Annotated in this window: 12 protein-coding genes; 1 reads left to right on the forward strand and 11 read right to left on the reverse strand. The window is 62.8% G+C overall.

The window, feature by feature from the left end; all coding sequences use genetic code 11:
- The first annotated feature begins 40 nt into the window (after positions 1–40).
- Entirely contained in the window at positions 41–559 is a 519-nt protein-coding gene (gene gloA, locus IFT98_RS04205; RefSeq protein ID WP_192047192.1) for a lactoylglutathione lyase, read from the forward strand.
- A 72-nt stretch (positions 560–631) separates the two neighbouring features.
- Here the strand turns inward: gloA and xylB are convergent, their stop codons facing one another.
- From xylB to IFT98_RS04260, 11 genes are all read right to left on the reverse strand, one after another.
- Complete coding sequence (gene xylB, locus IFT98_RS04210; RefSeq protein WP_192047191.1) at positions 632–2,101, reverse strand: xylulokinase; 1,470 nt, start codon at positions 2,099–2,101, stop codon at positions 632–634.
- Positions 2,102–2,107: 6 nt separating this feature from the next.
- Entirely contained in the window at positions 2,108–3,589 is a 1,482-nt protein-coding gene (locus IFT98_RS04215; protein ID WP_192047190.1) for a mannitol dehydrogenase family protein, read from the reverse strand.
- Positions 3,590–3,602: 13 nt separating this feature from the next.
- Positions 3,603–4,706 carry an ABC transporter ATP-binding protein gene (locus tag IFT98_RS04220; protein ID WP_192047189.1) on the reverse strand — a complete coding sequence of 368 codons (1,104 nt, stop codon included), beginning with the start codon at positions 4,704–4,706 and terminating at the stop codon, positions 3,603–3,605.
- Between the two features lie 88 nt (positions 4,707–4,794).
- Positions 4,795–5,625, reverse strand: coding sequence for a carbohydrate ABC transporter permease (locus IFT98_RS04225; protein ID WP_192047188.1), 831 nt, complete (start codon positions 5,623–5,625; stop codon positions 4,795–4,797).
- An 11-nt stretch (positions 5,626–5,636) separates the two neighbouring features.
- Positions 5,637–6,563, reverse strand: coding sequence for a carbohydrate ABC transporter permease (locus IFT98_RS04230; protein ID WP_122476905.1), 927 nt, complete (start codon positions 6,561–6,563; stop codon positions 5,637–5,639).
- Positions 6,564–6,623: 60 nt separating this feature from the next.
- The gene (locus tag IFT98_RS04235) at positions 6,624–7,943 is read right to left on the reverse strand and encodes an ABC transporter substrate-binding protein (RefSeq protein WP_192047187.1); all 1,320 of its coding nucleotides are present in this window, start codon (positions 7,941–7,943) and stop codon (positions 6,624–6,626) included.
- Between the two features lie 211 nt (positions 7,944–8,154).
- Positions 8,155–9,048 carry an AraC family transcriptional regulator gene (locus IFT98_RS04240; protein WP_122715223.1) on the reverse strand — a complete coding sequence of 298 codons (894 nt, stop codon included), beginning with the start codon at positions 9,046–9,048 and terminating at the stop codon, positions 8,155–8,157.
- A gap of 124 nt (positions 9,049–9,172) precedes the next feature.
- Positions 9,173–9,868 (reverse strand): MurR/RpiR family transcriptional regulator, encoded by a 696-nt coding sequence (locus IFT98_RS04245; protein WP_192047186.1) that lies wholly within the window; start codon positions 9,866–9,868, stop codon positions 9,173–9,175.
- Positions 9,868–10,110 (reverse strand): hypothetical protein, encoded by a 243-nt coding sequence (locus tag IFT98_RS04250; RefSeq protein ID WP_192047185.1) that lies wholly within the window; start codon positions 10,108–10,110, stop codon positions 9,868–9,870. The genes IFT98_RS04245 and IFT98_RS04250 overlap by 1 nt, the downstream gene beginning before the upstream one ends.
- Positions 10,111–10,191: 81 nt before the next feature.
- Positions 10,192–11,475, reverse strand: a complete 1,284-nt coding sequence (locus tag IFT98_RS04255; protein ID WP_192047184.1) for a glycosyltransferase — start codon at positions 11,473–11,475, stop codon at positions 10,192–10,194.
- Positions 11,476–11,551: 76 nt separating this feature from the next.
- Positions 11,552–11,914, reverse strand: a complete 363-nt coding sequence (locus IFT98_RS04260) for a response regulator (RefSeq protein WP_192047183.1) — start codon at positions 11,912–11,914, stop codon at positions 11,552–11,554.
- Positions 11,915–12,184: the final 270 nt, after the last annotated feature.

Here is a 12,184-nt window from a genome sequence, read left to right on the forward strand (position 1 = left end):
ATGACTCGCAGCTACTGCCCATTCATTCAAGGGAGCTTTCATGAGCCTCGATCATTTGAACAGTGTGCCCGGTGTTACCGCGCAACCTGAAGCCGCCACATCCCGGTTCGTTTTCAACCACACCATGTTGCGAGTCAAGAACATCGAGCGGTCGCTGGATTTCTATACCCGTGTATTGGGTTTCAGTCTGGTGGAAAAGCGGGATTTCGCCGAGGCCCAGTTCAGCCTGTATTTCCTGGCGTTGGTGGACAAGTCGACGATTCCTGCGGACGACAAGGCGCGGACCACCTGGATGAAGTCGATGCCCGGCGTTCTGGAGTTGACCCATAACCATGGCACCGAGAACGATGCCGACTTCGCCTACCACGATGGCAACAGCGACCCACGTGGCTTCGGTCACATCTGTGTGTCGGTGCCGGATATCCACGCGGCCTGCGAGCGTTTCGAAACGCTGGGTGTGGACTTCCAGAAGCGTTTGACCGATGGCCGCATGAAGAACATCGCCTTCATCAAGGACCCTGACGGTTACTGGGTCGAAATCATCCAGCCGGACCTCTAACCTTCCGCCCGCACACCGCGGCACTTTCTTCGCGGCCGCTGACCGCTCCTACAGAGGGGCGGGGCAAGGGGGCTACGCAGGGATGTGCTGGCGGTAACGCTGGTAGGCGTGCTGATAGGCCGAGACGTTGGCGGGAATGGGTTGGGTGTGGCTGGTTTCGTCCAAGCGCACGCAGCGTTTGCACAACGCGGCCAGGCCTTGTGGATCCTGGCTGGCGCACCACGCCGCCTGGATCGCCGCGCCCAATGCCGCGGCCTCCGGCTGCTCGGTACAGACCACCGGCGCGTCCATGATGTCCGCTACGATCTGCCGCCACACCGGGCTCTTCGAGCCGCCCCCGATCAGCCGTATCACGCGGGTCTGCAGGCCGCCGGCGCGCAGCAGGTCCAGGCCATAGCGCAGACCGAAGGTCGTCCCTTCCACCGCCGCGCGGCACAGGTTTGCCGCGCTCAGGTTGTCACTGGTCAGCCCCAGCACCGAACCAGTGGCGTGAGGCAGTGCTGGCACCCGCTCGCCATTTAGGAACGGCAACATCACGATTCCCCCGGCGCCAATCGGTGCCTGTGCCACGGCCTTGTTGAATCCGCCGATGTCCAGTTGCAGCAAGTCGCGCACCGCCGTGGTGACGTTGGTCAGGTTCATGGTACAGATCAGCGGCAACCACCCTCCCGAAGACGAACAGAACGTCGCCACCGCCGGCTCGTCCAGTACGGTCGGCTGATCGCTGCAGGCGTACACCGTGCCGGAAGACCCCAGGCTCATGGTGATGACCCCAGGGTGGGTGTTATCCGTGCCGATGGCACCCATCATGTTGTCGCCGCCACCGCTGGCCACCACGGCCAGCGGGTTGATGCCCAGCCGCGCGGCAATGCCCGGACGAATCGTGCCCACTGGCTGGTGCGACTCGATCAGCGGCGGCACTGCCGCTTCCAGCCGCCCGCTTGGGTCGATCTGGCGCAGCAGGGCAAGGTCCCACTGGCGCTCGCGCACGTTGAAGTAACCGGTGCCGGAAGCGTCACCGTATTCGGCGCGCGCCAGCCCGGTCAGCCAGAAGTTCAGGTAGTCGTGTGGCAACAGCACGTGGGCGATGCGCTCGAATATCTGCGGATGATGCTCGCGGGTCCAAAGCAGCTTCGACACGGTGTACCCTGGCGCAATGACCAGCCCCAGGCGGTCGAGCGAACCCTGTTCACCACCCAGCTCGGCCAGCAGGCGCTCGTTCTGCGGTGTGCTTTCAGTGTCGCACCACAGCTTGGCCGGGCGTAACGGTTGCCCGTCTGCGTCCAGCAATACCAGTCCATGCTGCTGGCCGGACACGCCGACGCCCAGAATCTGCTGGCCATCGATGCCGGCCTGGGCCAGCGCCTGTGCGGTGGCCTGTTCGAACGCGGTCAGCCAGTCACTGGTGTCCTGCTCGCGACGGCCGTTCTCGCCGCTGATCATGTGGTGCGCGGCCGAGCCCTGGCCCAGTACCTGACCGCTGTCAGCGTCAAGGATCAGCGCCTTGGTACCTTGCGTGCCGCAGTCGATCCCGAGGAACATGGCAGGTTACTCCTTGTCGTCCAGCAGCTGTTCGAGTGTGGCGTGCACACCCTGGCTCCGCAGGCTGGCCAGTTGCTGTTCGAAGGCCGCAACGAACTCCACCGAGCGCGGAATCTGCGTGCCGAAGATTTCCTCGACCCCCAGCAGCCGTTGCGTGAGCGACGCCTCGTCGGCGACCAGCGTCTGGCAGAACTCAGCGCGTGGATCTGGAATGGTGTAGTGCGTGCCGTTCTCGTCGACGCCGCCCAGGTACAACGCCCAGGCTGCCACTACCAGCGCCGCGCGCCGAGTGTCTTGCTGGTCGAGGATGAGTCGGTTGATGGTTGGCACGGTGAACTTGGGAAACTTCGAGGAACCGTCCGAACAGACCCGTTCCAACTGGTCGGCGATGGCCTGGTTGGAAAAGCGCTCGATCAGGGTGTCCTTGTAGCCTTCCAGGTCGATGCCCGGCACGGAAGCCAGTTGTGGCGTAACGTCCTGGTCCATGTAGGCGCGGATATAGCGCACGAACAGCGGATCGTTCATGGTCTCGTGAACGAAGCGGTAACCTTTCAGGAAGCCCAGGTAGGTCAAGGCCAGGTGGCTGCCGTTGAGCAGTTTGATCTTCATTTCTTCATAGGGCGTGACATCGTCGGTGAACTGCACGCCAACCTTTTCCCAAGCGGGTCGGCCCGCGCCGAACTTGTCCTCTACCACCCATTGCACGAACGGTTCGCAGACCACCGGCCAGCTGTCCTCGACGCCATGTCGTTCGCGCAATTGAGCGCGATGAGCCTCGCTGGTCATCGGCGTGATGCGGTCGACCATGGCGTTGGGAAACTGCACGTGGCCGGCGATCCAGTGGTGCAGCGCCGGGTCCCGCAAGGCCGCGAACGCCAGCAACGCCTTGCGCGCGACTGCGCCGTTGTGGGGCAGGTTGTCGCACGACATCACGGTGAACGCTTCGATGCCGGCGTCGCGTCGTCGTTGCAAGGCCGCGCAGAGAAAACCGAATACGGTGGTGGGCGCCAGCGGGTGAGCCAGGTCCTGCTGGATCTGCGGCAAGTGGGCCATGAACTCGCCGTTGCTGTCGTCGATGCAATAACCCCCTTCGGTGATGGTCAGCGAAACGATGCGCACCGAGGGCTCGGCCAGCTTGCCGATCAAGGCCTCGGCGCCATCTTCGGCCAGGAGCATGTCGGTGATCGCGCCGATCACCCGCACTTCGGTGTCCGGCGTATCGCCCAGCTCCACCAGGGTGTAGTAGAAATCCTGCTCGGCCAGGGCGTCGCGGACCTTGCGGTCTTCGCTGCGCAGGCCGGCGCCGCAGATGGCCCACTGCCGCGCTTCGCCCTGGTTCATCAGGGCATCGGTGTAGAACGCCTGGTGCGCGCGGTGGAACCCACCGACACCGATGTGGACGATGCCATGCGCAAGCGTCGTCGGGTCGTAGGCGGGCAACTGGATATGCTCGGCGAGCTGGTGCAGATTCTGTCGATTGAGTTTCATGTTCGGTCCTGTATCAGGCAGCGGCCTGCAGCGGCTTGGCCACGGCAATGCCCTGGGCATCGAAAAGGTGGCAGTACTCGGCGTCCAGCAGCAGGTTCAGGCGTTCGCCGTACTGACTGCGCAGATCGCCGCGGATTCGCAGGGTCAGCGGTTCCTGCGAGTCGGTGACGACGTGGCAGAAGGTGTCGCTGCCCAGGCGCTCACTGACATCGGCGGTCACCGCCAGCTGGCATTGTCCCGGCTGCGCCAGGTCGAGGTGCTCGGGGCGGATGCCCAGGGTCACCGCATCGCCGACTTTCAGCGTCTGGCTGACGCGGGGCAGGTAGATTTGGGTGCCGGCGTCGAGGGCAACTTCGCAGCCCTGGCCATCGACCCGGCTGAGCGTGCCTTTGAGGAAACCCATCTTCGGCGTCCCGAGAAATCCGGCGACGAACAGGTTGGCCGGATGATGGTACAACTCCAGGGGCGCCCCTACCTGTTCGACGCGGCCGCCGTTGAGCACCACCACCTTGTCGGCCAGGGTCATGGCTTCGACCTGGTCGTGGGTGACGTAGATCATGGTGGCCTGCAGCTCCTTGTGCAGGCGCGAGAGTTCCAGGCGGGTCTGCACGCGCAGGGCTGCGTCGAGATTGGACAGCGGCTCGTCGAACAGGAAGATCTTGGGGTGACGGACGATGGCGCGCCCGATCGCCACGCGCTGGCGCTGGCCGCCCGACAATTGCTTGGGCTTGCGGTCGAGCAGGGCGCCCAGTTCGAGAATGCGCGCAGCTTCGGCGACCTTGCTCTCGACTTCGGCCTTGGGCTTGCCGGCCAGGTCCAGTGCGAACGACAGGTTCTTGCGCACCGTCATGTGCGGATACAGGGCGTAGGTCTGGAACACCATGGCCAGGTCGCGCTTGGCCGGGGGCACTTCGGTGATGTCGCGACCGTCCAGCTCGATGGTGCCACTACTGACTTCCTCGAGCCCGGCGATCAGGCGCAGCAGGGTCGACTTGCCGCAGCCCGACGGGCCGACGAACACCACGAATTCGCGATCGTGCACCTCCAGGTCGATGCCCTTGATGATCTGCAGGCCTTCGAAGCCCTTCTTCAGGTTTTTTATTTTCAATGTGGCCATGGGATGGGTCCTGATGTAAGTACGTTGTTGGCGGTGCCGGCCTCTTCGCGGCCAGTGGCCGCGAAGGCGTCCGTGAAGTCGCCACCTGTCATTTGACCGCGCCGAAGGACAGGCCGCGCACCAGCTGCTTCTGGCTGATCCAGCCGAAGATCAGGATCGGCGCGCAGGCCAGGGTCGAAACGGCCGATAGCTTGGCCCAGAACAACCCTTCCGGACTTGAGTACGAGGCGATCAGCGCGGTCAACGGCGCGGCGCCGGAACTGGTCAGGTTCAACGACCAGAAGGCCTCGTTCCAGCACAGGATCAACGACAGCAGCACGGTAGACGCCAAACCGCCCTTGCTGATCGGCAGCAGCACCCGCAGCATTTCCTGGCCCAGCGTCGCACCGTCCAGGCGCGCCGCTTCGAGGATTTCCCGAGGAATGTCCTTGAAGTAGGTGTACACCATCCACACCACGATCGGCAGGTTGATCAGGGTGTAGATGACGATCAGCGCGATGCGCGAATCCAGCAGCCCGGCGCCCTTGGCCAGCAGGTAGATGGGCATCAGCACGCCCACCGGCGGCAACATCTTGGTGGAGAGCATCCACAGCAGGGTCTGCTTGGTGCGCTTGGTTTCGTAGAACGCCATCGAGTAGGCGGCGGGAACGGCAATCAACATGCACAGGGCAGTAGCGCTGAAGGAAATCAGCACAGAGTTCCAGGCGAAATGCAGGTAGTCGCTGCGCTCCTGAATGTGCAGGTAGTTTTCCAGGGTCGGGGTGAAGATGAACTGCGGCGGTGTGGCGAAGGCGTCGATCTCGGTCTTGAAGCTGGTCAGCACCATCCAGAAGATCGGGAAGAACACCAGGATCGCCACGGCCCAGGCCAGGCAGCCCAGCACCAGGCTTTGCGGGCGACGCGATTGTTGAAGTGTCATGGCGCAGGCCCTCAATTCTTGTCGGTGAGGTTTTTGCCGATCATCCGCACCAGGATGATGGCGGCGATGTTGGCGATGACCACGGCGATCAAACCACCCGCGGAGGCCATGCCTACGTCGAACTGCACCAGCGCCTGGTTGTAGATCAAGTAGGCGAGGTTGGTGGAGGCGAAACCCGGACCCCCGTTGGTGGTGGTGAAGATTTCCGCGAACACCGAGAGCAGGAAGATCGTTTCGATCATCACCACCACGGCGATGGGGCGCGCCAGGTGCGGCAGCGTCAGGTGCCAGAAGATCGCCAGGGCGCCGGCGCCGTCAAGCCGCGCGGCTTCCTTCTGTTCCTGGTCCAGCGACTGCATGGCGGTCATCAGCAGCAGGATGGCGAATGGCAGCCATTGCCAACTGACAATGACGATGATCGAGAACAGCGGATAGTGGGCAAGCCAGTCGACCGGTTCGGCGCCGAAGAACTTCCACACGGCCGCGAGAATCCCCGACACCGGATGGAAAATCAGGTTCTTGAAGATCAGCGCGCCTACCGTGGGCATGATGAAGAAAGGCGAGATGAGCATCACCCGCACGATACCTCGGCCCAGAAACTCGCTGGCTTCCAGCAGTGCGGCGATGAGTACGCCGAACACCACGCTGATCAACAGCACGCTGCCGACCAGCAGCAAGGTGTTGGTGGCGCCCGGCATGAAGCCGGCGTCGGTGAGAAAGAAACTGAAATTCTCCAGCCCGACGAACTCGTTTTCGCCGGGGTACAGCAGGTTGTAGCGGATCAGCGAGAAATAGACGGTCATGCCCAGTGGCACGATCATCCACAGCAGCAACAAGGCCACCGACGGCGTGACCAGAAACCAGCCGGGGTTGGACAAGCGGCGCTTGCCCGTCACCTCAGCGGCATCGGGCTGGGGCTTGGCAGTCGTAGTATTCATGAGTGCGCACCTGGTGAGCAGGGCTGCCCGCCATGGTCGGCGGGCAGCAGGGCGGACGTGTTACTGCTTGGGGTAGCCGGCGCGCTTCATGGCACGCTCGGTGGCCGTCTGCGCGACGACCAACGCCTGGTCCGCAGTGGTCTGACCGGTCAGTGCGGCAGCGAATGCCTTGCCGACTTCAGTACCGATGGCCTGGAACTCGGGAATCGTCACCAACTGGATACCGACGTAGGGCTTGGCATCGGTTTGCTTGGGATCGGCGACCTTCAGCGATTCCAGGGTGATATGGGCGAACGGCGCCGCCTTCAGGTACTCGTCGGTGTAGGTGGACTTGCGCGTGCCGGGCGGCACGTTGGCCACGCCGTCGGTCTTGGCGACCAGCGCTGCATAGTCCTTGGAGGTTGCCCAGGCCGAAAACTGCTGCGCGGCCTGTTGGTTCTTCGAGCTGGCCGGAATCGCCAGGGCCCACGAGTACAGCCAGGCCGAGCCCTTGTCGGTGGTTTCATGGGGGGCGAAGGTGAAGCCGACACTGTCGGCGACCTTGCTTTGGGTCTTGTCCATGGTGAACGAGCCGGCAACGCTGGCGTCGACCCAGATGGCGCACTTGCCGCTGTTGAACAGTGCCAGGTTCTCGTTGAAGCCATTGCTCGAAGCGCCGGGAGGGCCGGACTTCTTCATGTTGTCGACGTAGAAGTTGAGCGCTTTCTTCCAGGCTTCGCTGTCGAACTGCGGCTTCCACTGGCTATCGAACCAGCTGCCGCCGAAGCTGTTGGCCACGGTGGTGATCAACGCCATGTTCTCGCCCCAGCCAGCCTTGCCGCGCAGGCACAGGCCGTATTGGTCCTTGCTCTTGTCGGTGAGTTTTCCGGCGAATTCGGCGATCTGGGTCCAGGTGGGTTTTTCCGGCATCTCGAGACCGGCCGCCTTGAACAGGTCGGTGCGGTAGTAGGTCATCGAGCTTTCGGCGTAGAACGGCAGGGCGTACAGCTGGCCCTTCACCGACAGGCCGTCGCGCACCGAAGGAAAGACATCGTCGATGTCGTAGCTGGCAGGCAGGTCCTTCATCGGTGACAGCCAACCCTTGGCGCCCCACAGCGAGGCTTCGTACATGCCGATGGTCAACACGTCGAACTGGCCGCCCTGGGTGGCGATATCGGTGGTCAGGCGCTGGCGCAGCACGTTTTCTTCCAGCACTACCCAGTTGAGCTTGATGTCCGGATGCTCGGACTCGAACGTCTTGGCCAGGCGCTGCATGCGGATCATGTCGCTGTTGTTGACGGTGGCGATGGTCAGGGTGGTGTCGGCGTAGCTGTAGCCACTGATGGCCAGTGCGCCACACAGGCCGCTGGCAACGAGCAGGCGTTTGTAGTCTATCGTCATCTCGCATTCCTCTTCGGCACGCGGGGAGGCGGCCTTGGTTATTATTCTTGTGTCTTCGTAGAGGTGAAGCACTGCCTGTGATTACAGACCCCCGCAGGCATTCTGACAAATCCCTGAGTACACCCACGCTGATACTTATTTGCACTGCACTGGCATGCGCGATCACGCGCCAGAGGCATGCATGCAGTCACTGTGAGGTTTCGTACAGGTTTCAGGAGCTCGATCGCTGCACGGCCAGACGACGGTAGTGCGACGGCGTCATGCCCTTGAGCTGTTGGAAGCGGCGGTTGAAGTTGGAAATATTGTTGAAGCCCGACTCGAAGCAGACGTCCGTCACCGGTCGGTCGCCGTCGGCCAGCAGCTCGCAGGACTTGCTGATGCGCAGGCGATTGACGAACTCGACGAAGCAACGGCCGGTGGCTTGTTTGAACACCCGGGAAAAGTAGGTGGGCTTCATGCCCAGGTAGGCGGCGACTTCTTCCAGGGACAGCTCTCGCGCGTAGTGGGCGAAGATGTAGTCGACCGCGCGGTTGGTGCGCTCCACGGCGTGCTCGTCGGCGTCCTGAGCCGCAGCGGTGCCCGAGAGCAGTTGGTAGTCTTCGCAGGCCGCCAGCGATTCCATGAGTATGAGGAAGTGTCCGAGGCGGCTGATGCCCTGGCTTTCGGCGATGCGTTGCATCGAGGCACCGGCCTGGGCGATGGTCCGCGCACAGCGGAACTCGATGCCGTAACGGGCTCGCTCGAGCAGCGGCGCAAGACTTTTGAGTTCGCTGAATACCTGGTGGCCATGGTCGAACAGCTCGTCGGTGAAATTGACCAGCATGTCGCGCTTGCTCACCGACTCGTCGTTCTGCAACTGGCTGATCCAGTTATGCGGCAGATTGGGCCCGGTGAGAAACAGGCTGCCCGGATTGAAGTTGCCGATGTAGTCGCCGACGAACACTTTGCCCGAGGTGGCGACCAGCAGGTGCAATTCGTATTCCTTGTGGAAGTGCCAGCGCACCAGTGGGCATGGGAAGCCGTGCTGGCGATAGATGATCGAGCGACCTTCGTGGTCGTCCATCAACTCGTAGGAAGGGTCGGTTATTCGCGTTGGTCGGGTCATGCCGTGGCTGCTTTTGGAGTTATGCCGATCGGAAATGCGCACCCAAGCATAGCGGTGGACGGGCCTGTACGTCCAAGGCTGAAACGCCGGGCGTCGATAAGGCCAGTGTCGAACCGGCCCCGGCTCAGCGCAAGTCGTCGTTCTTGCGCGGCCCGTCCGAGCGCGGCAGGCCTGGCAACGAGGAGCGCAGGCTGTCACGGTCCGGCTCCCAGTCGGGAAACGCTGGCTGGGCGCCGTTCGCCGCCGGTTTGAGCAACTGTACCTGAGCCAGCAACGCTTCCATGGCCGCCATCAAGCCGATCTTGGAATTGGGCAGCACGGGATGGTGGGGGGGAATGAACAGGCTCAGTGTGGACACCTGCACCAGGGGCGAGGCAGGGCAGTCGGTCACGCTCAGCACACAGGCTTCGCGGGACTTGGCGTATTCGGCCAGGCGAATGGTGTCGCGGGTGTAGGCGGGCAGGGCGATGGCCAGCAGGGTGTCGTTGCGGGTGATACCAGACAGTCGATAGGCCGACCCTTCAAGACCGCCGTCCAGGGTCACGCAGTGCGCGCCGGCGCAGAATGGGCTGAGCCCGGCAGCTGCCATGGCCGCGATGTGAAAGCTGTTGCCGAAACCGACCACGAACACATTCTGCGAGCGGGCCAACTGCCGGGCCATCTCCTCGAAGGTCTGGTTGTCGTTCATGCGTGTGACGTTGTCCAGATGGTGCTTGCTCAGGCTGATCTGCTGTTCCAGATCAAACCCCGTCTCCGGTGCCTGCTTGAGCCGGCCTTCGATGACGTCGGCCGCAGACACCACCGCCAGCAGGTTTTCCATCAGGGCGAAGCGCAGGCCGGTGAAACCATTAAGGCCGATCGCATGGCCAGGCGGTTGACAGCGGCAGTGGAGGTGCCGGTGGCGCCCGCCAGTTCTTCTATGTTGAGTGTTGCGCTGCGGTAGGGATTGGCCTGCAGGAAGGTCGACACCTTTTTCAAGGCTGGACGCAAATCGGTATGTTTGCTGCGCAGCATACGCATCAGTTCTGAGTCGTAGACTTTAGTGCTGTCGATAGGCGCCATCGTCGTTCGTCCTGAAAGGGCAATAGGAACTACCTTGGACACCAGAGATTAGTTCGCGGGCCATAAAGTGCCAGCGGCCGCTTAGACCGATTGGTTCTTGGATTGGATCCACTGCGAGAAATATTTTGTGCTTTTGTGCAGGTGATGCCGGAGCATGGTACCGGTGAAGTTCGCCCGGCGATGCTGCGCGAGGCTCTGACGCAACTGTTCCAGGCGCAGCACCAGCGCCTGCGCGTGCGGCTCGACTGCATACTGAGCGCACAGGTGCTCATGGCACTGTGCATGGGCCGTCTGCCATTGATTCACGTTTTCGTACAACTCCACGGCCGCCTGCGCGAGCTCGTCTGCGCTCCGGCCTGTCCGGCCCGGCCAGCGCTCGCCGGTACGCATTCCCTCGGCACCCACCGGGGTTGTCACGCTGGGCGTACCGCAGAGCATGGCGTCGAGCAGCTTGCCTTTGATGCCCGCGCCGAAACGCAGCGGCGCCAGCGCCACCCGAGCCTTGCCCACCACCTGCAGTGCGTCCGCCGCCCAGCCCTTGACCAGGAAACCTTGCGCGGGGTTGTGCAGGGCCATGGCCTTGGGCGGCGTATAGGCACCGTGCACGTGCAATTGCGCGCGTGGCAGCTGCGTGCGAATGCGCGGCCAGACCTGCTGCTTGAGCCACAGCACGGCGTCCCAATTGGGCGCGTGGCGAAAATTGCCGATGCAGACGAAGTGGGCGCGTTGCTCGAAAGTCAATGCTGCGCTGGGCAGCGGCTCGACCATCAGCGGACAATCATGCAGCAGGCTGGCCGGCACGCCGAAGCGTTCGATCAGCAGGCGCGTTTCGAACGGCGAGATCATCAGGCTCAAGTCGCAACGAAAGATGGCGGCCACTTCCCGCTGGGTGATATCGGCGTCGCTCATGTGTGCGTAGAGCGTGTCAGGCGATACGGCGAACAACGCGGTGAAGTCGTTTTCGTCGTCACTTGCGTGCAGGCGCTGCTTGAGCAGACCCTGACGCGCGTCGCGCAGGCTTTGCAGGTCGCAGGTTTCCAGGACGCGCACGGCCTGCGGGCAGTGCTGCTCGACCCGCCAACCGAATTGCTCTTCCATCATGAAACGATCGAACAGCACCATGTCCGGCTGCAACTCGGCAACGAAGCGGTCGAAGCTGTCGTCATTGAGTTCGATGTCGCGTTCGGCGATGCCCAGCGCTGCGAGGTCGGCCTTGTGCTCGCCGACCCTGGCGGGGCTGGCGAAGGTCACGTGCCAGCCCTGGGCGGTGAAGCACTGCAGCAACTGCATCATGTGCCCGCCGGCCGCTGAAGAGGTGGGCTCGGGCCAGACATAGCCGATGACCAGGACGCGCTGAAAAGACATGGGGCAGACTCGGGGGCAAAAACCGGGCGCGCATTAGGCCATGATTACGCGCCGGGGTGTAGCGGCAGGCGCGGCTTCAGGCCGCCAGCATGCTCTTGACCTTGTCGCGCAACTGGTCGATGGAGAACGGCTTGCCGATCATGGCCATGCCCGCCGGCACGTCCAGCGCTTCGGCGTAGCCGCTGGCGAACAGCACCGGCAATTCGGGACGCAAGGCGCGCGCCTCGACGGCCAGCTCCTTGCCATCCATGCCGGGCAGGCCCATGTCGGTCATCATCAGGTCGATAGTCTCGGCCGAATCGTTGAGGAAGGTCAGCGCCTGAGGACCGTCCTCGGCTTCCAGTACCTTGAACTCGAATTCCTCCAGCACGTCCACGATCAGCATGCGGACGATCGCATCGTCTTCGACGACAAGAATGGTTTTGGCGGTATCGGACATCGTTCGGATCCTGGTCGGCAAGGGGCGCAGACGGCGCCGAGCCGTCATGTCGCAGATAACGTTACGCCCCGAGGGCAACGAGCACCCGGGAAGCAGGGCGCCAATCATAAAGCATGGGTCGGGGTCAGGTCATGCTTGTTGAGGCATTAAACGAGACCATTCCCACGTTTAGATGTGAAAATTCTTACGAAGCATACGGAAAAAACCTAACAAATTGACTGAATTGCGGCAAAATCCCCGACCTCGATTACAGGACCCGGGCCCAAGGAC

It is taken from the genome of Pseudomonas sp. CFBP 8770, assembly GCF_014841705.1.
Taxonomy (GTDB): Bacteria; Pseudomonadota; Gammaproteobacteria; order Pseudomonadales; family Pseudomonadaceae; genus Aquipseudomonas.